19 protein-coding genes are annotated in these 22,500 nt (G+C 33.8%); 2 read left to right on the top strand and 17 right to left on the bottom strand.

The genetic code is table 11. The features are described from left to right. Positions 1-162: 162 nt before the first annotated feature. Both NQ163_RS09645 and NQ163_RS09640 read right to left on the bottom strand, forming a co-directional pair. Complete coding sequence (locus NQ163_RS09645) at positions 163-612, bottom strand: 6-pyruvoyl trahydropterin synthase family protein (RefSeq protein ID WP_268190134.1); 450 nt, start codon at positions 610-612, stop codon at positions 163-165. A gap of 42 nt (positions 613-654) precedes the next feature. Continuing rightward, the gene (locus tag NQ163_RS09640; RefSeq protein WP_054715022.1) at positions 655-954 is read right to left on the bottom strand and encodes an ArsR/SmtB family transcription factor; all 300 of its coding nucleotides are present in this window, start codon (positions 952-954) and stop codon (positions 655-657) included. A gap of 203 nt (positions 955-1,157) precedes the next feature. Here NQ163_RS09640 and NQ163_RS09635 point away from each other — a divergent pair, with 203 nt between their 5' ends. After that, positions 1,158-2,144, top strand: a complete 987-nt coding sequence (locus NQ163_RS09635) for a polyprenyl synthetase family protein (protein ID WP_268190133.1) — start codon at positions 1,158-1,160, stop codon at positions 2,142-2,144. Here NQ163_RS09635 and NQ163_RS09630 read toward each other — a convergent pair whose 3' ends face one another. The 4 genes from NQ163_RS09630 to dtd form a co-directional block, all read right to left on the bottom strand. Continuing rightward, positions 2,145-4,052 carry a PAS domain-containing protein gene (locus NQ163_RS09630; RefSeq protein WP_268190132.1) on the bottom strand — a complete coding sequence of 636 codons (1,908 nt, stop codon included), beginning with the start codon at positions 4,050-4,052 and terminating at the stop codon, positions 2,145-2,147. Between the two features lie 129 nt (positions 4,053-4,181). After that, positions 4,182-5,081 carry a deoxyribose-phosphate aldolase gene (deoC, locus tag NQ163_RS09625; RefSeq protein WP_268190131.1) on the bottom strand — a complete coding sequence of 300 codons (900 nt, stop codon included), beginning with the start codon at positions 5,079-5,081 and terminating at the stop codon, positions 4,182-4,184. A 152-nt stretch (positions 5,082-5,233) separates the two neighbouring features. Continuing rightward, positions 5,234-5,575, bottom strand: a complete 342-nt coding sequence (locus NQ163_RS09620) for a nucleotide pyrophosphohydrolase (RefSeq protein ID WP_268190130.1) — start codon at positions 5,573-5,575, stop codon at positions 5,234-5,236. Beyond that, positions 5,576-6,028, bottom strand: coding sequence for a D-aminoacyl-tRNA deacylase (dtd, locus tag NQ163_RS09615; protein WP_268190129.1), 453 nt, complete (start codon positions 6,026-6,028; stop codon positions 5,576-5,578). Between the two features lie 181 nt (positions 6,029-6,209). Here dtd and NQ163_RS09610 point away from each other — a divergent pair, with 181 nt between their 5' ends. Beyond that, positions 6,210-7,193, top strand: coding sequence for a lipoate--protein ligase (locus NQ163_RS09610; protein ID WP_268190128.1), 984 nt, complete (start codon positions 6,210-6,212; stop codon positions 7,191-7,193). Positions 7,194-7,263: 70 nt separating this feature from the next. Here the strand turns inward: NQ163_RS09610 and uvrC are convergent, their stop codons facing one another. The 11 genes from uvrC to dut all read right to left on the bottom strand — a co-directional run bounded on the left by uvrC (position 7,264) and on the right by dut (position 22,443). Beyond that, entirely contained in the window at positions 7,264-9,066 is a 1,803-nt protein-coding gene (gene uvrC / locus NQ163_RS09605) for an excinuclease ABC subunit UvrC (RefSeq protein WP_268190127.1), read from the bottom strand. 21 nt (positions 9,067-9,087) lie between these two features. Further along, the gene (gene ade, locus NQ163_RS09600) at positions 9,088-10,731 is read right to left on the bottom strand and encodes an adenine deaminase (protein WP_268190126.1); all 1,644 of its coding nucleotides are present in this window, start codon (positions 10,729-10,731) and stop codon (positions 9,088-9,090) included. Positions 10,732-10,865: 134 nt separating this feature from the next. Beyond that, complete coding sequence (mnmG, locus tag NQ163_RS09595; RefSeq protein WP_268190125.1) at positions 10,866-12,743, bottom strand: tRNA uridine-5-carboxymethylaminomethyl(34) synthesis enzyme MnmG; 1,878 nt, start codon at positions 12,741-12,743, stop codon at positions 10,866-10,868. A gap of 150 nt (positions 12,744-12,893) precedes the next feature. Further along, complete coding sequence (ybeY, locus tag NQ163_RS09590; RefSeq protein WP_268190124.1) at positions 12,894-13,319, bottom strand: rRNA maturation RNase YbeY; 426 nt, start codon at positions 13,317-13,319, stop codon at positions 12,894-12,896. After that, positions 13,320-13,727 carry an ATP-binding protein gene (locus tag NQ163_RS09585; RefSeq protein WP_245996561.1) on the bottom strand — a complete coding sequence of 136 codons (408 nt, stop codon included), beginning with the start codon at positions 13,725-13,727 and terminating at the stop codon, positions 13,320-13,322. Further along, positions 13,720-17,016, bottom strand: coding sequence for a DUF4175 family protein (locus NQ163_RS09580; protein WP_268190123.1), 3,297 nt, complete (start codon positions 17,014-17,016; stop codon positions 13,720-13,722). Before NQ163_RS09580 ends, NQ163_RS09585 begins: the two co-directional genes overlap by 8 nt. Positions 17,017-17,039: 23 nt before the next feature. After that, positions 17,040-18,173: a murein hydrolase activator EnvC family protein gene (locus NQ163_RS09575; protein ID WP_268190122.1), complete on the bottom strand. Its 1,134-nt coding sequence runs from the start codon at positions 18,171-18,173 to the stop codon at positions 17,040-17,042. Positions 18,174-18,274: 101 nt separating this feature from the next. Next, positions 18,275-19,141, bottom strand: coding sequence for a DUF4292 domain-containing protein (locus NQ163_RS09570; protein WP_268190121.1), 867 nt, complete (start codon positions 19,139-19,141; stop codon positions 18,275-18,277). Further along, positions 19,131-20,903, bottom strand: a complete 1,773-nt coding sequence (locus NQ163_RS09565; RefSeq protein ID WP_268190120.1) for a tetratricopeptide repeat protein — start codon at positions 20,901-20,903, stop codon at positions 19,131-19,133. Before NQ163_RS09565 ends, NQ163_RS09570 begins: the two co-directional genes overlap by 11 nt. A 7-nt stretch (positions 20,904-20,910) precedes the next feature. After that, entirely contained in the window at positions 20,911-21,915 is a 1,005-nt protein-coding gene (locus NQ163_RS09560; RefSeq protein WP_268190119.1) for a sugar phosphate nucleotidyltransferase, read from the bottom strand. Positions 21,916-22,008: 93 nt separating this feature from the next. After that, entirely contained in the window at positions 22,009-22,443 is a 435-nt protein-coding gene (dut, locus tag NQ163_RS09555; RefSeq protein WP_268190118.1) for a dUTP diphosphatase, read from the bottom strand. Positions 22,444-22,500 lie beyond the last annotated feature (57 nt).

Raw genomic sequence — 22,500 nt, 5'->3', positions numbered from 1 at the left:
AATTATCAATGAGTAATTATTAATGAATAATTACAAGATGGATTGCAAATTAATAAGTTAAGTTCGACGTAAAATTCTATCCACAGAAAGTTATATTAGCGATAGATTTGCAATAAAAAAGCCCGAATATATATTTCGGGCTCATCCTATATTTTTACGGTTTTATTCATTGTCGGAAGCATACCACTCTGCAAATGAAGTTGCTGTTTCGTGCAGTTTCAAAGAATGGAGATCAACTCCCTTTGGTAGTCTTGCTTTAATTCTATCTGCAAAATCTGCAATCATATTTTCACAGGTTGGTTGATAATCCATTACAAAAAACCGATCGAACATCTGTGGGATATTTAATTGATCGATATTTGGAGTATCCTTACTAAGAACCAATGCATGATCCAACTGATCAACAACTTCCTCTGATACTATTCCCTTCAATTCTCCAAAATCCATTACCATCCCCAATTTTGGATTTGTCTTATCGGTAATGGGCTCTCCAATTACCGTAACAAATAAAATGTAAGAATGACCATGAATGTTTTTACACAATCCATCGTAGTTCCATAAGGCATGTGCCATTTCAAATCGGAACTCTTTTGTTAATCTAATCTTTGTCATTGTTTATATAATAAAAAAACCGGTTTTATCCGGTTTTAAGTCTTATCCATGTGTGCAATTGCTGATACAATCAACAATATTACTCAAACTACAGTGCTTTAAGAAATAATAAGTGTTTTTTCCCTCACGTTTTGATGAAAGAACACCTTTATCCTTTAAAATTCCCAAATGATGAGAAGTTGTAGATTGTTCTATTTTTAGTAATTCATGAATTTCAGTCACCGTCAGCTTCTTACCATCTTCCAGATAACCCAAAATTGCAATTCTCATTGGATGGGCGATTGCTTTTAGCATATTAGCCGCCATCTCTAGTTTTTCAGGTTCTAATTCTTTAATTTTCATACACTAAGATTATTCACGTAAATTATCAAATGCAAATATATAAATATATTCGTGAATGAAAGCCATAATCATATCGAAATATTTAAATTTCTCGTTTTGTATATAATTTATTTGTAGTCTTAATAAAAACGAGATATTTGTATCTTAAGATTTAGATCCAGCAAGGCTTCCATGAGAAGTTTAAATTATTAACTTTGGTTTCTATGAGTTTGAAAAAAAGCAGTATTAGTATTATAAAAGCTCCTATTGAGAAGGAAATGAAACAGTTCGATTCTTACTTTAAAGAGTCGATGAAGAGTAAGGTTCGCTTACTGGATATTATCAATAATTATATTATTAAACGTAAAGGTAAAGAAGTACGACCCATTCTTACCTTTCTTAGTGCTAAATTAATAGGTGATATTCAAGAGTCCACATACATTGCTGCTGCATTAACTCAATTACTGCATACTGCAACACTTATTCATGATGATGTTGTTGACGAAGCTTACGAAAGAAGAGGTTTTTTCTCTATTAATGCACTTTGGAAATCAAAAGCTGCGGTTTTGGTTGGTGATTTCTTGCTTTCAAAAGGATTGCTAGTCGCACTGGAAAATAAGGAATACGATCAGTTACAAGTTGTTTCGGATGCTGTTAGAGAAATGAGTGAAGGTGAACTTTTACAGCTTGAAAAATCGCGTAAGCTAGACATTACTGAAGATGTTTACTTTGATATCATTTACAAGAAAACTGCAAGCTTAATCGCCTCGTGTACTCAATTGGGTGCTTTATCGGTTGGTGCATCAATAGATCAGCAAGAAAAACTAAAGAAATTTGGTGAATACCTGGGAGTTGCCTTCCAAATGAAGGATGATTTGTTCGATTACGAAAAGCAAGGCAATATTGGAAAACCTACAGGTAATGATATCAAAGAAAAGAAGCTCACTCTCCCATTGATATATGTACTTAGAAATGTTTCTGAAAAGGAGCGCAAATGGGCTCTTAAAATCATTAGAAAGTACAACAAAGACACTGAAAAAGTAAATGAGTTAATTCAGTTTGTGAAGGAGCAAGGTGGTATAGACTATACTCGAAGTAAAATGCTGGAATACAAACAGAAATCTTTAGAAATTCTATCTGAATTTTCAGAATCGGAAGCCAATACATCATTGCAAGAACTGGTTGAATACACCATTTCAAGAACTAAATAATTAAGTAGCTTTAGGCAAACTGAAAGTAAAGGTACTGCCTACAGCCAGCTCACTTTGCACAGCAATACTACCTCCATTTTTTTCTATAAATTCTTTACATAGTATTAATCCTAATCCTGTTCCCGACTCATCCTTTGTTCCCAATCTGGTATAATTGGTATCAATTCTGAATATTTTTTGCTGATTTTCAGGACTAATACCGATTCCACTATCCTGAACACTACAAATTACCTCTTCTTTATTTTCCGTAATGTGAATCTTTACATTACCATCTGTTTCGGTAAACTTTAACGCATTCGATATCAAATTGCGGATAACGGTTTCTAGCATATACTTATCTGACAAAACATTAGCTTGAATACCATCCAATTCAATGGAAATATTTTTACTCTCTGCTACTGCCCTGTGAAGAAGTAAATTTGAATCAATAAGATCTCGCAGTTGAATACTCTCTGGTTTTAATTTGATTGCACCAGTTTGTGCTCTCGACCATTCCAAAAGATTTTTCAAAAGATTGTACTCCTGCTTTACCGAAGAATCAATTAATTCAATCATTTCAGAAAGCTGTTCCCTTTGCATATCAATATGATTCTCCTTTAAAATATGTACGATAGGTAACATCGCATTAAAAGGATTTTTTAAATCATGGGCGATAATTGAAAAGAACTTATCTTTTGTTTTCACGGCCTCTTCAAGTGCCTTTTCATTCAATTTACGAGCGGTGATGTCTCTGGCAACGGCCAAAATGGTTTCTGTTTGACCTTTTTCATCAAATTCAGGAATTAACTGCCAATCAAAATATTTGTGTTCTCCATTTATCTGAATTGAAAACTCAACAACTTTTAATTTCGAGCTTTGAAAAACCTTGTTCATCTCTTCTTCCCAAAACTTACACATGTGTTCCGGAAAACCAAGTTCTTCGTGTGTTTTTCCTATAAATTCTTCCGGATCAATATTCAAAAGTGTCTTTGTTGCAGAATTAACAAACAAATGTTTGTAGTTTTTATCGAATCGCATAATCAGATCCGGCGCATTCTCCACCAAAGTCCTAAATCGCTTTTCGCTTATTTTTAAATCTTCTTCTGCTTTTTTGCGTTTTTCTAAATTACGCAGGGAAACGAAAAATAACTTCTGTCCATGCAAAGGAATAAGTGTTGCACTTACCTCAACAGGTATTCTTTCACCTGATTTGCAAATCAATTCGGTTTCAAATAACAAGTGATCCTTATCCTTCATATGCTCCTGACGGCTGTCAATCTTCATAGAATAACGTGGATCATCAATATCAATTAAGGATAGTTTTTTAAACTCCTCCTGGTTATACCCCAATAAAATTGGCAATTTGGAGCCAAAATCTAAAATATTACCATGTGAATCATGAATTAAAAATGCATCTCCAGCTGATTCAAAAATGTTTTTAAAAAACTCTTCTCTTTGCCCTACTTTATCTACAAGTTGATAATAACCACTAATATCCTTACTTTCGATAACCAAACGCTCAACAAAGCCCTCTTCATTTAGAATTGGGCTAACCGTTTTCTCCTCAAACTTAATGGCATTATTAAATTCGTATGATTTTAAAAATCGATTTGCGCTTCTTGAACTAACAACCTCTTTAACAATGCATTCCTTACACTCTTTATCTAAATCGTAAAATGCTTTGTAGCACTTATCTCCTATAATTTCATTCCTTTTTTTTCCTAGTTGACTTAAACGATTTTTGTTTACTTCTATAAGGGTAAAGTCAGAATCAATTACAGACAAATACTCTTGCGTTTGGCTTTTTGCATTTCTTAATAAATGTTTTACCAAACCTGATTTTGCTCCAAACGATTGCTTTACAGCTTTTAACTCAGCTTCTAGTTCTTTTATTCTTAATAACAGATGTTCTGTGGATTCTTTGTACATCGAGTTAAAAATTAACAGCAGGGGGATTTATATTATCAATATTTTTTCTGAAGTTAAATATTTTTTTTGCATTTAACGAAAAAAGTCGGAAAATTTTTCCGACCCTTTCTTAAAATTATATTCACAATATTAAAAATATGTGATTGTCTTTTCTTCTCCTGTTTCTATTTTATGAATCTCGGTAAGAAGATTATTTGCTAAACTTGAGGCACCAATTCTTAAGTACTCATTGTTCAACCACTTCTCTCCCAAATTTCTATTAGAAATTGAGTAAAATTCAATGGCATCTTTTGCTGTTGAAATTCCACCTGCAGGTTTAAATCCAACCATTCTGCCAGTTTTCTCATGATATTCCGCAATTGCCTGAGTCATGATATGAGCAGCTTCTAAAGTTGCATTAACAGGAACTTTACCTGTTGATGTTTTAATGAAATCTGCACCAGCTTCCATTGCTAAAATTGAAGCTGTTCTAATATTCGTTGCTGTTTTTAACTCGCCAGTTTCTAGAATCACTTTCAAGTGTCCTTTTCCACAAGCTTCTTTTTGAGCTACAATCTCATCGAATACTGTTTGATAATCACCAGCAAGGAATGCTCCAATCGAAATAACGATATCAATTTCGTCTGCTCCTTTTTCAACAGCCATTTTGCATTCTAATGCCTTAACTTCAATGTATGATTGAGAAGATGGGAAAACACCGGCCACAGAAGCAATATTTACTCCTTCTGCTTTTAAGTTTTCATTTAATGTTGGAACCTGGTATGGATATACACAGATGGCAGCAACATTTGGCATGTCAAAATCATTCCGGAAGTTATTTACATTATCAGCAAAACTTTTGGCTCTTTCGTGTGTATCGGTAGAATTTAAAGTTGTAAGATCGATTAACGAAAAGTTCTTCTTTAAATTCTCTACACTGTACAATGAATCATAATCAGAAGCAATAATCTCTTTAACTTGATTTGCTACTTCTTGATCGTTCAATTCTAAATTGTACGTTTTCAAGATCTCTAAAATGTTTTTCTTCATTTTTTGACGTTTCAAAAATGTAATTAATTAAATTTTAACCGGTTGCGAATATTTTCGCTGATTTTTCCATTTCGTACTTTTCAGTACTCTTCGTGAAGCTACAAAACTAAATAAAAAAACAGTTCTTTGTGCCTGATTTTGATCTTATTTCATTAATCAGTAGAAAGTTTCGTATTTTCCTTGTGCCGATTCGCATCTCGATTGGTTTTCTTCTCGAGGTTTTTAATTAATGCTTTATTCAAATCAACACCAGTTTGATTGGCTAAGCAGATCAAAACCCAAAGTACATCTGCCATTTCATCAGCCAAATCTATTTCCTTGTCCTTTTCTTTGAACGATTGCTCTCCATATTTCCTCGATATGATTCTGGCAACTTCGCCTACTTCTTCGGTAAGAATAGCCATATTGGTAAGCTCATTAAAATAGCGAACACCATATTCCTTAATCCAGTCATCCACTCTTTGTTGGGCTTCTTTAATCGTTAAATTATCCATCTATTCTTTGTTTTTGGTATCTATTAATATCGTAACTGGTCCATCGTTCACCAAAGCAACTTCCATATGAGCACCAAATTTTCCTGTCGCTACATTTGTCCCAGATTCATTTTTTAATTTTTCCACAAAGTACTCATATAAAGGAACTGAAATATCAGGTTTTGCAGCTGCTATGTATGATGGCCTATTCCCTTTTTTGGTCTTGGCATGCAATGTAAATTGACTAACCGTTAATATGTTGCCTTTTACATCAAGTAAAGATTTGTTCATTACCCCCTCTTCATCATCAAAAATTCTGAGATTACATATCTTTTTACTCAACCAATCAGCATCTTCCTTCTTGTCTTCATTCTCAATTCCAACCAAAATCATCAGACCTTCATTAATTTTACCAACAACTTCGTTTTCAACTGTTACAGAGGCTTTACTTACTCGTTGTATTACAACACGCATAACTAAATTTTTATTAAGATATTTTAAACTATAATCGTTTTTAAAGATAAGTTACTCCAATTAAGATTCATTGATGAAATCGATGACATGTTCAAAAAAAACAACTTATTAAAACTGAGTCTAAATTAAGACATTTCACAAATATTAATCATATTTGTGTTAGAAAAACAAAATCAAAATCATGAATTATTTCATTAGCAATTCAAACAATCCATATTACAATCTTGCCTGTGAAGAATATCTTCTTAAAAACTACGATGAAGATTTCTTTTTCCTATACATTAATCAAGATTCTCTGGTGGTTGGAAAACATCAGAACACACTTGCAGAAATTAATCTTGATCGTGTAAATGAAGAAAATATTCCTGTTGTTCGTCGTTTATCAGGAGGAGGAACCGTTTATCATGATTTTGGTAATCTAAACTATTGCCTGATCAAAAAAGGAGAAAAAGGAAAGTTAGTCGATTTTAAAGGCTACAGTTCCCCTATTATTCAAGTATTGCAAAAACTTGGTGTAAATGCAAAATTCGAAGGAAAAAGTGATTTAACCATTGACGGAAAAAAATTTTCGGGAAATGCATCCCATGTGTACAAGAACAAAGTTTTACAACATGGCACAATGCTTTTTTCAAGCGATTTAAAGCGTTTAAACCATCTATTAAAGGTAAATCCATTGAAGTTTAAAGATAGAGGCGTTAGGTCCATTAGAAGTCGTGTAACGAATATCTCTGACTATCTATCCTCTCCAATTTCTATATCAGATTTTGCAGCTAAAGTCATTCATGAATTTGGCCTTACTTATCCCAATTCAAATAAATTTACTTTTTCAGATGAAGACATAAATGCCATTGAAAATTTAAAAACAGATAAATTCGAAAGTTGGGAATGGAATTTTGGATATTCTCCAAATTACAGGTTCGAGAAAATTTGCAATTACCATTCAGGTAAAATTTTAGAAATCGAAATGCAGATCGAAAAAGGTGTCATTACCGAGATCGATATTTCGGGCAATTGCATTAAAAACGAAGATTTTAATCTATTTCTTGAAAAAATCAAAGGATCTAATCACACTAATTCATTGATTTACAAAAAACTTAACGATATAGATTTAGACTTATACTTTAATAAAATAAGCTCTAAAGAGTTATATCAATTGTTTTTCTAAATACTTTTATTCTTGTAAATGTCTGAAAAGGAGCAAATTACAGCCAATAATTCTATTTAAATGAATTATTCTAATTGAAATATTTCCAAACACTTAAGGCTTTTGAACTGCCTATTTCTTCTGATATTTCACTTAAGGTAGCCTTCTTCACATTATCAACAGACTTAAACCTTTGAATTAACTTTTGAACAGTCTTTGGACCGATTCCATCAATTTTATCCAATTCGGAACCAATAAATGCTTTAGAGCGTTTTTGTCTATGGAATGTTATTGCAAATCGATGCGATTCATTTCTTAAATGTTGAATGATTTTTAATGTTTCAGAATTCTTATCTAAGTATAATGGATAAGGATCACCGGGAAAATAAATCTCTTCTAATTTCTTCGCGATACCAATGACAGATATTTTACCTCTTAAATCTAATTTACCCAAACTATTTAGAGCTGCGCCCAACTGTCCTTTACCTCCATCGATAACTATTAGCTGAGGTAATGTCTGATTTTCGTCTAACAATCTCTTATACCTACGGTAAATGATTTCTTCCATGGAGGCAAAATCATTTGCACCGACCACGGTTTTAATATTAAAGTGTCGATAATCCTTTTTATACGGTCTGCCATTTCGAAATACAACACAGGAAGCAACCGGGTTTGTTCCTTGTATATTTGAATTATCGAAACATTCAATGTGAATTGGTTGATCTTTCAATCTCAAATCGGTTTTCATTCTTTCCATAATTCGATCCGAATTGGATTGCTTTCTTGATTTCTCACCCTGTTTTAACTTCTCGAGACGGTAATATTTGACATTTCGTAAAGATAAGTCCAGTAATTTTCGTTTGTCACCGCGTTGTGGAATCAAGCATTTTACTCCAGTATAAGGCAAATCTATTTCGAAAGGCACCAAGATCTCCTTGGCTGTGCTATATATCTTTTGTCGAATTTCAGTAATCGCAATAAGTAATAAATCCTCTTTACTCTCCTCTATTTTCTTTTTTAACTCAATTGTGTGTGCCTGAATAATCGCTCCATTTACCACTTTTAAGAAGTTAACGTAGGCCGATTCTTCATCCTCTAAAATAGAATAGACATCAACATTATTAATTGATGGATTTACTATAGTAGATTTGCTTTGATATTTATCTAAGAGTTCAAGTTTTTCTTTAATAGCATGAGCTTCTTCAAACCTATACTCCACTGCTAAGTCTGTCATCTTTTCTTTAAGGTGAGACGTAACCATTCTAATATTTCCTTTGAGTATATTCCTTATTGCTTGAATTGTCTCATTGTATTCTTCCTGGTTGATTTTACCTTCACATGGTGCCTTACAATTACCAATATGATATTCTAAACAAAGCTTAAATTTTCCATTTAAAATCCCTTCTGAATTCAAACTTAAATTACATGTTCGAAGCTTGTACAAAGATCGAATCATATCCATAAGCGTTCTAACCATCTTTACACTTGTATATGGACCAAAGTACTCCGATCCATCTTTTACAAGGTTTCTTGTTACAAACACACGTGGAAAATTCTCCTTCTTAATACAAATCCAGGGAAAAGATTTATCATCTTTCAATAATACATTATACCTTGGTTGATGCTTTTTAATAAGGTTATTCTCCAATAGCAATGCATCCTCTTCCGAGTTCACAACAATATGTCGTATCTCAGAAATCTTTCGGACCATGATATTGGTTTTAGCATTATCATGAAGCTTGTTAAAGTAAGAGGCTACTCTTCGTTTTAACCTCTTGGCTTTTCCTACATATATAATGGTACTATTCTCATCGAAGAATTGATACACGCCTGGTTCTTCAGGTAAAGCTGAAATCAGCGACTTTAAATGGTCAATGTTTTTGTTTTTAATCATCGAATCAGAAAGAGAGAATTACTATTCGTTGGTAAATAAATCTACCACTTTAAATTGATCTACATCAAACAAACCTTTATCGGATAACTTCAATTTTGGAATAACCAGAAGCGACATAAAAGCAAGTGTCATAAATGGCGATTCAAATTCGGAACCCAATTCTGATGCAAATTCAGACAAACCTGAGTATTCTTCTAAAAGTTTACTCCCAGTTTTATTTGACATCAATCCTGCCACTTCTAGCTTCACAAATTTACTCTTACTGTTATTAACTGCAACAATACCCCCCTTTAAATCAATTAAGGTATTTATGGCATGCATTAGCTCTTCATCACTAGTTCCAATGGCAATGATGTTATGACTGTCATGTGCTATACTTTCCGCAATGGCTCCTTTTTTAAAACCAAAACCTTTAACGAAACCTACAACTGGTTTCCCATTGTCATACCTACTCATGACAACCATTTTTAAAAGATCATTTTCTACGTCAGCAACAAGATTTGAATTCTCTATTTTAGGATCACATAAGATAGAATCTGTGATCAAATCTCCATCCTTAGCAACCATTACTTTTATTTTACCATTCTTAGGCGCGACAGAAATTTCAGATAGATGAATAGGTTTTCGACTAAAATTATTCAATAGAATTTCGTTGTGAACCTCAAAAGAAGGATTGCCATTTTTTAATATGCACTCCCCTTTTCGATATGCTTCCATTACTGAAAATTGTTCAAGATTATTCACTAGAATAAAATCTGCAGAATCCCCAATTTGAAGTAATCCTAAATCCAAACCATAGTGGTGGATTGGATTGTAACTTGCAGCTCGAAGTAAATTAAAAATATCATATCCCTTATTCAGCCCTTTCTTAATTAAGTAATCGATATGACCATTTTCTGCCATATCATCCGGATGAAGATCATCTGTACACAACATCACCTTATCAGGATGCGATTCGAGTAAAGAGCATAAAGAATCAAAATCTCTTGCAGCACTCCCCTCTCTAATTTGAATCATCATACCTAAAGCAATTTTCTCTAATGCTTCCTCAATGGTTGAACATTCATGATCCGCTGAAATTCCTGCAGCAACATATTTTTTCAGATCTGTACCTTTTAAACCTGGTGCATGACCATCTATCTTTTTTCCTAACTTCTTACAGGCTACTATTTTTTTGAGCACTTCAAGATCTTCCTCTACAACTCCTACAAAATCCATCACCTCTGCCAGGCAAACTACCTCTTCTCTTTTGAGCAAACTTTCCACAATATTACTATCTAAAACAAAACCCGAGGTTTCATGTTTTGTGGCCGGAACACAAGAAGGAACTCCGAATTTAATTTCAAGTGGAACCTTCTTTGCATCATTAATCATGAAGTCTACACCTATTTCGCCCAATACATTTGCAATTTCGTGAGGATCGGTAACCAAGCCTAAGGTTCCACACTTTACCGCTTCGGCTGCAAATCGGCTTGGAATTAACAAAGAGCTTTCGATGTGCATATGAGAATCTACCAATCCTGGTAGAATATATCGATTGGGAACATCTTGTTTTGGAACAATGGATTTAATGTATCCATCAACTACTTCAATTTCACCTTGAATTATTTCTCGTGAAATTACATCTGCAATTTTACCCGATATTTTAAAATTTTGATCTTTCATGATAGAGATTTTAAGAGCATAAATACACTTACAAAAAGGCCCGAAACTTTCCCTTTGTTTACAACAAGGAGATCGATTTCGGGCGTTTTAAGGAGTAAACTTTTTAAAAATACTCCTTGGTTCCACGTGGAACATTATCGTCCCATAAGCACCAAAAGAACGTTTATATCACTTGGAGAGACACCAGAAATACGTGATGCCTGCCCTATTGTTTGCGGCTGAATCTTATCCAACTTTTGTCTGGCTTCGGTAGATAAAGATTGTAATGTCATATAATCAAATCTACCTTTTATATCGATATTTTCCAAACGCGTAAGCTTGTCGGCAATTAGTTTTTCCCTATCAATATAGCCGCTATATTTAATTAAAACTTCAGCCGCTTCGATAATTTCATCTTTACGATTTGGAATTTCATCTACCATTTCTTTTAATGGTGTTACATCTTCAATAAGATCCTGAATACTTACTTGAGGACGCAAAATAATATCATATAATTTGACTCCTTGTTTCAGAGGACTCGTTCCTAATTTTTCCAATACAGGATTTAAAAATTTTGGCTTACAACTAAACTCTTTGCAAAATTGAAACAGTTTGTCTCGGTATAAAATTTTCTCCTCAAGTAAATCCATTCTTTCCTGATCAGCCAAACCCAAATCGAATGCTTTTGGAGTTAAGCGAACATCAGCATCATCTTGGCGAAGTAATATTCTATATTCTGCTCGAGATGTAAACATGCGATATGGTTCATCTACCCCTTTTGTAACCAAATCGTCAATTAAAACTCCAATGTAAGCTTCATCTCTTTTAAGGGTAAATGCAGGTTTAGCTTGAACCGATAAAGCTGCATTAATACCTGCCATCATTCCTTGAGCACCGGCTTCTTCATATCCTGTAGTTCCATTAATTTGACCTGCAAAATACAGTTTCGAAATAATCTTGGTTTCTAAAGTATGGAACAATTGAGTTGGAGCAAAGTAATCATACTCGATTGCATATCCAGGACGATACATCTTTACATTCTCCAATCCCGGAACTTTTTGAAGTGCTTTTAATTGAACATCCCAAGGTAAACTTGATGAAAATCCATTAATATAATATTCATGCGTATGCTCCCCTTCCGGTTCCAAGAATAACAAATGTTCATTCTTTTCAGCAAAGGTTGAAAGTTTAGATTCAATACTTGGACAATATCTTGGTCCTGTACTTTGAATGGTACCATTATACATTGGCGAATCTTCGAACCCTTCTCTTAAATTATCATGAACTTCGGGATTTGTATAAGTAATATAACAAGGTCTCTGGCGAAGTGTTTTCTCTACATGATTATTAAGGTAAGAAAATTGATAAAAACCTTCTTCACCACCCTGCTCTCTCATTACAGAAAAATCAATGCTTCTTCCGTCTAATCGAGCTGGAGTACCAGTTTTCATTCTTCCTACTTCAAATCCAAAAGACTTTAATTGTTCACTAATACCAAATGATGCTGGTTCTGCAGATCGGCCTCCTGTTTCTTGCTTTCGTCCAATATGCATTAATCCGTTCAGAAAAGTTCCATTGGTCAATACAACAGTTTCAGAAAGTATATCAATTCCTAGTTTGGTTTTTACACCCTTTACAACACCATCTTCAACAATAATTCCAACTACAGCATCCTGCCACATGTCTAAATTGTCAGTATTTTCAACAATTTTGCGCCATTCTGCTGAAAAAATCATTCTATCACATTGTGCTCTTGGACTCCACATTGCTGGTCCTTTCGATCGATTCAACATTCTAAATTGAATCGAAGAACGATCTGTAACAATACCGGTATATCCGCCTAATGCGTCAAGTTCTCGAACAATTTGACCTTTCGCAATTCCACCTATTGCCGGATTACAAGACATTTGGGCAATCTTGTTCATGTCCATTGTTATTAAAAGAACAGATGAACCAAGATTAGCTGCAGCTGTTGCTGCTTCACATCCGGCATGTCCAGCCCCTACTACTATTACATCATATTTAGGCAACATACTATTATAAGATATTTGTATTCTTTATTCCTTATCTACCTACAAAGATAAATAAATTAAACTAATCCACTGAATATCAAAATACTAGAAAACAACAGCGCTTTCTAACATCTTGTAATCCAGCAAAATAAATTAAAAAATTTCACAAATTTAAATAATCTTGGAAAGTAATGCTAATGATTCATCCTCCTTTTGTGTCATGATCGCCTGATCTTCATCAGTTTTATCATCAATACCTAACAAATGCAGTATACCATGAATAATAACACGATGGAGTTCCTCTAAATACTCGCACTTGTACTCTTCCGCATTATCACGTACTGTATCAACACTTATAAAAAGATCTCCCGAGATAATATTAGCTACGGTGTAATCGAAGGTTATTATATCTGTATAATAATCGTGATTAAGGTGTTCACGATTCATTTCCAACAGGTAATCATCGGAGCAAAAGTAATAATTTACCTCTCCTATTTCGCCGCCATTATTAACGACAACGCGACTGACCCAATCGCTAATGCGTTTTTGATCAATCGCGGGAATTTCTGTTTCACACGAATTATATGTAATCAACATCTATGCAAATCTAAATTTCATATCAACTAATGCGCCATTTTCGCAAAATTCAATATCATCAGCTAAATGATTCATAAGAAAAATACCTCTACCATGAGTTTTTTCAATATTTTCAGGTAAAGTTGGATCAGGAATATTTTCAAAATCAAAGCCAGATCCTTCATCTTCAACAATAAACTGAATGGCTTCTTCATTGATGTTGTACTCAACTTTTACGTTTTTTGAGACATCTAATCTATTACCATGAAGAATGGCATTATTAACAGCTTCAATAATGGCAACTGAAATCTTACCGTAAATTTCAGAGCTTAAATTGTAGGAAGATGAAATATCATCTATTAATCTTTCAACCCTACTTATGTTTTCTAGTTCAGATGGAAATACCAACAAGTTATCAGATTTAGTCATTATTAAGTTTTATCATATAATCCAAGTACAACTTATTATAATAGTCGAACAATTTTACGTTTGAGTCATAGAATACTCCTTCAAAATCCGTTCGTACTCTTTTATACTCAAATATTTCTCTAGGGTTACTCAATTTTAAAATATTTCCTGAATTACTTTCTCGTTTTTTATCAAAATCTTTTTCTCTATGGGCATTTTCAGCTTCTAATAATTTTGAAAAAATACGATTTTGGCGTAAAATCATATTCGAATTTATCGAAAAATTAGAAATGTCCGACTCCATTTGGTCAAGCATTTTGGTTACTTCACGTAAGATTTTCTCACTTTCGTTTCCAAGACCTCCATTTTGAAGCATTTCTTGCAAATTTTGACGATACATTTCTTGTTGCTGTAGAAATTTTCCTAATTTCTCTTTGGACTCTTTTCCCGACTTTCCTTTTTTCATATCAGAAATTAATTCCTCCAGCATTTTTTTTAGCGATTTTTGATCAGATTTCAAATTTAAGAAAGATGGTTGTCCACCTTTCTTATCTCCCATTTGATCTCCAGGCATAGCATTTGCCATTTGCTCCATCATCTGTTTCAAGGCTTCCGACAAAAATACACTTAACTCATTAACGTCAGTTAAAACTTTTTGTTGCGCTGTAGCTGCTTGTATTTTTCTTCTCTCACTTGCTTCAGTAATGACTTTTTCAAGCTCGTTTTCGATATTGAATATTCGATTACCAATTAATGAGGCAACCTGAGGTGACCTGGTTGATAAGGTGATTAAAGAATCTTGTATAAGAGCATATTCTTCTTTCAGATCACCTTGTTTTTCAATCATTTCAACATACTTTGGATTTAAATATCCAATTCTTTTAAAGCTCTTTAAAACCTCTTCTTGCTGAAAAGAAAATTCAATCAAATTATTCATCAATCGAATTAAATTTCCAATATCAGCAGTCATTTGCGCTGAAGTACTATTGGCAATATTATCATTCAGTTTTTGAGCAAAACTCCTCTGTTTGGAAGAGGTGTTTTTCATATTCTTTGCCCCTTTACCAAATTTATTGTTCTCAAAAAATTGATTTGATTCTCGTATCATTTCATCAATTTCATCCTGAAGATCATTTAAATCTCCATCGAAATCATATGGTTTCTGAATAGAGGAATTTTTATCAAGAACATCTTTTAAATCTTCTTTTAATTCATTCCACTTTTCCTCTCCCAACTTCTGATCTTGCCTTATTTTTTCAGCATCTCGTCGATTCTTATCCGCAGATATATCTTGCTGTTCAGCCAATGTATTAATTCGATCTGTCAATTGCTGAACGCGAACTTCAATCTCATATCTTTCAAGCAATTGCAGATTCCTATCCAATTGTTTTTGAAAATCATCAACCGACATTTTTAGCTGATTTCCTAACTTATTGATGTTTTCAGAATTAAGATCTTCGGCTAATTTATTGAACTCATCAAACAAGTTCTGTAGTTCGGGATCCATTATTTTTTCAAGCAAATCTTCTATTTGCTTTTGCTTTTCCATTAAAAGTGGATCATCCATTCCGGCTGAGTTCATCAAACGATTTTTACGCTGATTTTCCTGGATCACCTCTTGCAACAAATTATCTAACTGCTTTTTCTTATTTCCTATCTCATTAAGCAATTGTTCCTGCTGCCATTTCTCTGCCGTCCCATCCAATGTGTTTTTTTGCATGCGTAAAATATCCTGTTGAATGGATTCACTTAATTGAATACTCTGGTTAATTTTACTTCCAATACTATCCTGGACAGCAGAGTTCAAATCATAAAGTTGTTTCGAATCAGGAATGTAATAATTGAATTGTTGTGAACTTACTTTCTTTGCTCCATTAATACCATCATTATCGAAAACTTCGAAATAATATTTTACGTTGCTTCCCTCTTGAAAATTTTCAGATGCAAAATCGAAAGAGAAGAAAAACTCCTGTGCACTTAATTTTCGATTCAAAGATATTGGAATGTAAACCGGAGATAAATTATCTGCTTCGTATACAAATCTCAATTTTGAAAATCCATAATCATCTTTTATCTGACCACGAAAATAATATCCCGATTCGATCAAAGAATCTTGCATACTTGCAATTTTAATTTGTGGATACAAATCAGGAATTACATCGACATTGTATTTTGCATAGGATTCTCTATTAAATTCATTATTACTTAGATAAATTCTATATGAGTTTGGTTTCCTGATTTTTCGTGAAAATTTAAGTCTATTTCCATCTAAAATTACCGGGCTAGGATTCAGTGAATCAGAAAAAATTAATTCTCCTGCACTTGAAAAGTCAGTTTCAAACATCCACTCCAATTCCGAACCCTCTGGTACACTGACATCTCCGATGTTTTTTTCAATCCGTAAAGGCAATTTTGTATAGGCTGGAGATTTTATTGAAATAGAAAAATTTTTAATGCCTGGCTTCGAAATCACTTCAATTTTAAATTCTTCAGAAATTACCTTTCCTGATTGTAGTCGAAATTTGATATCTGTGTTGATATTTCGAAATAAATAGGAAAATTCTATCGAATTTTCTTTTTTCATCAAAAACCTCGAATTGTCTGTAAGCAAGTACACTTCACTTGGAATGTACTTCCCTTTGGTGTGAGCTTTTAAGCTAAAATTTGAGCCTTTAACTGCTCTACCAGTCCAATGATCCAACTCAAATGAAAAATCGGCAGGAGGCGTGTATTTTGTACGGTAATTAACAAGTCTTTCCGTACTGTTTGAATACATATCAGGGATTAAAAAATGTACTAAAGCAATTACAGTTGCAATGGCAAAAAGGTACTTTAAATATTTATAATTTGCCTTAAACGAAACTGCTTTTCGGAAAGGAATAATTTTAACCGATTCGATTCTTTGATGGATACTGGCCAAGAGCAAAGAATTCTCATTTTGATTCAATTGTTCGGCTTGCTCCGTTAATTCAAGGGTATTGATTAGTTTATCCTGAAGATTTGGAAAATGTGTTGAAATAATATCAATTGCTTGTCGATACGAAATTCGTTTTCCAATTTTAAATAATCCAACAATTGGACGAATTAGAAACTGATATCCTAAAACAATAATTAATACAAAAAATAAAAAGATTAATGTCGTTCTAACAGCTACCGATAGGTATAAAAAATATTCGGAAAAAGAGATTAGGAAACAGTAACTTAAAAGCAATACAGTACATAGCAGAAATCCACGTAATAGTAAATTTTGGTAGTATTTGCGAATAAAACGATCCAGTTTCGCAATAAAAATATCCCGATTATTTTCCATTACTTATCTTCTACGCAATACAATCAGTTACGATACAACCACTGTGCAGGATTTAATTTGCTACTTCCCTTCCACAATTGGAATTTTAATACTGTTTGGTCTTGTGTATTATCAGTGTAAACTACACCTATTTTTTCTTTTGATTGAACTACATCTCCCTTTTTTACATTTACACTCGCCAAATTTGAATATACCGAGAAGAACTCACCATGGCGGATAATCACAACATTATTTAAACCAGGCATGGAAAGAATGTGAGTAACCTCACCTTTAAACACCGACCTACAATCCGATTTAGCATCTGTAGTAATATTAACACCATCGTTTCGAACAGTAACATGCTTTAAAACCGGGTGTGGATGCTCTCCAAACTTTTCGGAAATAAAACCGGTTTTGGTTGGCCAAGGCAATTTTCCTTTATTCTTATCAAAGGATATGGAAAGTGTTTTGTCCTCTGGAGTAATCGCATATTTTCCTGAAGATTTACTCGATTTTTTGGCCAATCGAGCCTGTCGTTCTATAATTCTTTGAATTTCCTTTTGTAGTTTTTGGGCGTATCTTTTTTGTTTTCTCAAATCATCACGAAGTTGTTTTTCGCGCTTTTTTAACTTCTGAACCAGGGCTGATTGTTGCGATTTTTCGGCAGATAACTTGTTGTTTTCTTCAGTTTTTTGTGCCAAAAGACTAACTTTTTCGGCCTTAACCTTATTTAATTCCACAATTTTTGCCGATAAGGAATCTTTTTTAACTCCAATCGTTTTTCCTTGTTTTCTGCTGTACTCCGAAAATTGTTGCAGGTATTTGTATCGTTTGTAGGCTTGATTAAAATCCTTGGAAGAGAGTAAAAACATTAATTTTTCGTAGGAATTTTTTTGCTTGTGAGCGTAAACAATAACCTTGGCATATTGTTTTTTTAGCTTCTCTAATTCATCTTCCAATTTCGAGATTTCTCTATTCTTTTGGAGAATCTGTTTGCCGATGTAGCTTATTTCATTCTCGATAGAACTTATTAATGATTGTCGTGATCGAATTCTTTGGTTCAATAAATTCAATCGCCCCAAGCTTACTTTCTTGTTTTTTACTGTGCTTTTGATGAGCGTATTTGTATATGCAATGTCTTTTTCGTTCTGTTCTTTTCGCTTTTTTAATGTCGACATACTTGTCTGCGAAAATCCTTCTACAGATAAAGTTATCAGTAGAATAATTATGCACAGCGGAAATTTAAAGAATCTTTTTCTTGAAACGCCCATAATCTATTTTAAGGATATATTCTTTCGTACTTACTTGAAATTTTAAATGAAAATTTCAATTCATCATCGAAAGTAATCTTATTAAATTTAATACTACAAGATAATAAATGTTTCGGATCAACAACCTCGAAACTTAATCGCTGTGGAAATTTACGATCTTCATACATTTTAAAATCCCGGTATTTTACGCTTACATCTCGTAAATCAACAAAATCCTTAACCAAAACATCTGTAATTCTCATTAAAGATGGGTCAATATCAACTCTTTGGTAACCAAATCGAGACAGTCTTTTCAACTTATCTTTACGAAGTTTACGATCAACTTTTCGTGATTTTTCAGAGGTGAAAACGTACATATTATCAACAATTCGTCCATTAAAACTACGAATAAAAGATTTTTCTTTTTCCCCATTTGTTGCCTGAAAAACTGAGTTGGTAAGAATTGCCTGAAGCGATTTAAAATTTAAGTCTACATTCAGTTTTTCTCTAAAGAAATCATAGTCATCTATAAAGTATTTCTTTTTCATCCTGTCAATCATCTTAACAGAATCCTGAGTAATCATTAAGCGAGCAACTTCCAGACCTCCAACCGGAGCAGTAATTGAAATCCAAATCAAACTGTCTTTCTGAATTTTAATTGCTCCTTTAAAGCTCTTTTTTACACCATCAACAGTATAATTGGCCGAGTATTTCTTTACGAATAAGGTATTATAATGTAAACTACTGTCAATTAAATTTCTATACAACTTTGCATCCGACATTGGTTTAGCTTTTATTACACCAAGATCGTAAGTTGTTTTACAGGAAAACTGAATAAAAGCCATGATTAAAACCATGGCTCCCAGGTATATTTTTGAATGTAATTTATTCTTCATCTTCTTTTTCTTCAGGAATAGTTCCTGTTTTTACTTTTTCTGCTAAGTATTCCGAACCTTCGCCCAAATCCATTGCTTTCTTCCACTCTTCCATGGCTTTCTCACCTTCGCCCAGTCTGAAAAGAATATCGCCGTAATGTTCTACTTGCACTGCTGAATCATTGCCTCCAAATTGCAAGGCCTTTTCCATGATTTCCTTTGCCTCACTGTATTCTCCCAATCGGTATAAAACCCATGCATGAGTATCTAAATAAGTCGCATTTTCTGCTTCCAATTCAATACATTTTGAACTCATCTTCTTTGCCTTTTCAAGCTGTTCTCCACGAACCGAAAGGTAATAACTGTAATTATTCAATACGATCACGTTATCAGGTTCATACAAGAGAACTTCATCGTAAGCTTTAAATGCCTTTTTAGCATCACCATTTTGGTAATAAGCATCACCCATATAAGTTCTAAACTGAATGCGCAACCTTATATTATCGCCAACATATAGCATCCCATTTTCGAATGCACTAATAGCAGTATGATAATCGTTCTTTTGAGCTGCTGCTACTCCTTTAAATACATACAACAGAGGTTGACTTGGAAAATATGTTAATGCTTCAGTACTTACTTTTAACATCCCATCAAAATCCAATAGTTCATTATAAATGAGCAATAACTCTTCCCAAACTACATAATTGGATTTTTCCTCTTCCAATACTTTTTCCAGATGGTATTTAGCACCTTCATTGTCTTTTCTTTTTCTTAAAAAGTCGGCATATAATGCATGAACACGAACATGTCCAGGGTGCACTTTTACTAAAGTGTCAAGTAAAGATTTCAAATAATCGTCGGACAATTCAGGTTGATCAGGGGCCATTAGCATGGCAATTAAATACTGTATTTTCTGATCGGCCTGTACCTCTTCTTGCTCGAAAGCCTTTACTAATGAAGCATTTGCCTTGTCGATTTCACCTTTTTTTCTGTAAAAATCAGCCAGGTAAAAATGAACCAAACCATTATTCGGATCAATTTTCAAAATTTCCTGATACTGTTTAAAGGCTTTTTCCTCTTCGTTATCGCCCAAATATAAATCAGCTAACATTCCATAAAAATCGGCACGATACGGATATTTTTTAATCAACTTTTGCACTTCTGCATAGGCCGATTTCTTATCTCCCATTTTAATGTAAAGTCTTTCTTTTTCAAGAGAAACACCTTCCTGAATTCCTTCTTTTTTTTCTAAGCGATCGTAAACCTTTATTGCTTCCTCAAACTTTTCAACCGAAGCATACAAAGCAGCTTGAAGGTAAAAGAAATCATTTCTTTCCGGATACATTTCAATCAATTCATCGTAAACCTTACAAGCATGATCGATCATGCCTTTCTTTTGGTAAATATTTGCCAACTGAATCTGATACCAAAGGTTACGAGGTTGTTGTTCTACTGCTCCACGAGCCAATTCAAGAGCACTGTTGTAGTTTTCTTTACTTAGATAGATGTTCGCTAATTCGTATCGTACAACAGCACTCGAAGGATCTATTTTAAGGCAGGAAACATACAAAGAAATCCCTTTTTCTACCTCACCAAGTAAAATGGCTTTGGTGGCCTCGGCAAAAGCGTAATCGAACTCCAACTTTTGCTGTTCTGTAAGTTTTACTTCTTTTTGAAGCTTATCTTTTTTGGTAGATTTTACACTCTTTGCATGAGAAGGAACGCTGCATAAAACACAGCCTCCAACCAAGATTGATAATAACAATTTTCTTCCCGCCTTCATCCTTTATCTATTTTGTAAAGCTCGCAAAGTCGCCAACATTTAACTCAGCAACATCACCCTGAATATCTACATGATTTCCAATCATAGAATTTTCCAGATTTAAATGTTCCAAGTTCGAATGGCGTTGAACAATTGTATTGCGAACCATTGTATTACTAACTACTGTTCCTGCTCCCACAGATACGTGTGGCCCAACAATAGAGTTTTTTATTACCACATTTTCTCCAATGTAACATGGAGGAATAACAATTGAATTCTCAATATTCGATGAATCACATACCAATTCATCATCTTTATGATATTCCAAAATTCTTTGATTAGTATGAACTGTAGCATCCTTGTTTCCACAATCCATCCACTCAATAACTTGACCTGGCTTGAATACCAAACCTTTATTTTTCATGTTTTCTAACGCATCGGTTAACTGGTATTCACCATTCACAACCACTTTGTTATCCAACAAGTACTGTAATTCACTTCTTAGGTTTTCACCATCTTTAAAGTAATAGATTCCGATAATCGCTAAATCAGAAACAAACTCCTGAGGTTTTTCAACAAAATCAGTAATTCTATTTTCACCATCAATTTTAACTACTCCAAATGCCGATGGATCTTCAACTTTCTGTACCCAAATCACGCTGTCTGCCTCGGCATCGAGTACAAAATCGGCTTTGAATAACGTATCCGCAAAAGCAACAACAACTTTTCCTGAAAGAGACTCTGCGGCACAATGAATTGCATGTGCAGTTCCCAAAGCTTCATTTTGGTAATAAATGCTCGACTTTGCGCCAATATTTTCCGCAATCTCGCATAACTGATTCTCAACTTCCTTGCCAAAATCTCCAATAATGAAAGCAATTTCTTCGATGCTTTCATTCGAAACTTTTGCAATTTCTTCAACTAATCGTTGAACAATAGGTTTTCCTGCAATAGGAATTAATGGTTTTGGCACTGTTAAAGTATGAGGGCGCATACGCTTCCCCATTCCTGCCATAGGTACAATAATTTTCATTGCTTTGTAGTAGTAATGTTTAAATTAGCTAAAATTCGGATCAAATTTAAGATTTCGGCTTAAGAATCAATCCGAATTAATGTTTTTTAACGATTAAGCTTTTCCTGTGTGACCAAATCCGCCAGCACCGCGCTCCGATACTTCTAAATCTTCAACTGGCTCCCATTGCACCGTTTCGTGCGCTGCAATAACCATTTGACAAATTCTATCACCATCGTTAATTTCTACAACCTGATTGGATAGATTTACCAGGATCACACCTATTTCGCCACGGTAATCCGCATCGATCGTTCCTGGTGTATTCAAAACTGAAATCCCCTCTTTTAATGCCATTCCACTTCTTGGACGAATTTGAGCTTCATAACCGGCTGGTAATTCAATAAATAAACCAGTAGGAATCAATTTTCTTTCCAATGATTTAAGAAAAACCGGCTCATTAAGATTTGCTCTTAAATCCATTCCAGCTGATAATTCAGTGCTGTATTTAGGTAAATCGTGTTTCGATTTATTAACGATTTTTACTTTCATGTGCTTTTATTTTGAAGTTTTTACACTCTATTTTATCGATTGGCTAAGATACATTAT

It is taken from the genome of Marinifilum sp. D737 (assembly GCF_026672275.1).
Taxonomy (GTDB): domain Bacteria; phylum Bacteroidota; class Bacteroidia; order Bacteroidales; family Marinifilaceae; genus Marinifilum.
The sequence above is the reverse complement of the archived record's forward strand: the minus strand, read 5'-3'. Positions and strand labels throughout refer to the sequence as shown.

What these genes read in the sequence shown, in the direction of transcription:
- NQ163_RS09645 (WP_268190134.1), bottom strand. Translation starts at nt 612, where the DNA reads ATGACAAAGATTAGATTAACAAAAGAGTTCCGATTTGAAATGGCACAT.
- NQ163_RS09640 (WP_054715022.1), bottom strand. Translation starts at nt 954, where the DNA reads ATGAAAATTAAAGAATTAGAACCTGAAAAACTAGAGATGGCGGCTAAT.
- NQ163_RS09635 (WP_268190133.1), top strand. Translation starts at nt 1,158, where the DNA reads ATGAGTTTGAAAAAAAGCAGTATTAGTATTATAAAAGCTCCTATTGAG.
- NQ163_RS09630 (WP_268190132.1), bottom strand. Translation starts at nt 4,052, where the DNA reads ATGTACAAAGAATCCACAGAACATCTGTTATTAAGAATAAAAGAACTA.
- deoC (WP_268190131.1), bottom strand. Translation starts at nt 5,081, where the DNA reads ATGAAGAAAAACATTTTAGAGATCTTGAAAACGTACAATTTAGAATTG.
- NQ163_RS09620 (WP_268190130.1), bottom strand. Translation starts at nt 5,575, where the DNA reads ATGGATAATTTAACGATTAAAGAAGCCCAACAAAGAGTGGATGACTGG.
- dtd (WP_268190129.1), bottom strand. Translation starts at nt 6,028, where the DNA reads ATGCGTGTTGTAATACAACGAGTAAGTAAAGCCTCTGTAACAGTTGAA.
- NQ163_RS09610 (WP_268190128.1), top strand. Translation starts at nt 6,210, where the DNA reads ATGAATTATTTCATTAGCAATTCAAACAATCCATATTACAATCTTGCC.
- uvrC (WP_268190127.1), bottom strand. Translation starts at nt 9,066, where the DNA reads ATGATTAAAAACAAAAACATTGACCATTTAAAGTCGCTGATTTCAGCT.
- ade (WP_268190126.1), bottom strand. Translation starts at nt 10,731, where the DNA reads ATGAAAGATCAAAATTTTAAAATATCGGGTAAAATTGCAGATGTAATT.
- mnmG (WP_268190125.1), bottom strand. Translation starts at nt 12,743, where the DNA reads ATGTTGCCTAAATATGATGTAATAGTAGTAGGGGCTGGACATGCCGGA.
- ybeY (WP_268190124.1), bottom strand. Translation starts at nt 13,319, where the DNA reads ATGTTGATTACATATAATTCGTGTGAAACAGAAATTCCCGCGATTGAT.
- NQ163_RS09585 (WP_245996561.1), bottom strand. Translation starts at nt 13,727, where the DNA reads ATGACTAAATCTGATAACTTGTTGGTATTTCCATCTGAACTAGAAAAC.
- NQ163_RS09580 (WP_268190123.1), bottom strand. Translation starts at nt 17,016, where the DNA reads ATGGAAAATAATCGGGATATTTTTATTGCGAAACTGGATCGTTTTATT.
- NQ163_RS09575 (WP_268190122.1), bottom strand. Translation starts at nt 18,173, where the DNA reads ATGTCGACATTAAAAAAGCGAAAAGAACAGAACGAAAAAGACATTGCA.
- NQ163_RS09570 (WP_268190121.1), bottom strand. Translation starts at nt 19,141, where the DNA reads ATGAAGAATAAATTACATTCAAAAATATACCTGGGAGCCATGGTTTTA.
- NQ163_RS09565 (WP_268190120.1), bottom strand. Translation starts at nt 20,903, where the DNA reads ATGAAGGCGGGAAGAAAATTGTTATTATCAATCTTGGTTGGAGGCTGT.
- NQ163_RS09560 (WP_268190119.1), bottom strand. Translation starts at nt 21,915, where the DNA reads ATGAAAATTATTGTACCTATGGCAGGAATGGGGAAGCGTATGCGCCCT.
- dut (WP_268190118.1), bottom strand. Translation starts at nt 22,443, where the DNA reads ATGAAAGTAAAAATCGTTAATAAATCGAAACACGATTTACCTAAATAC.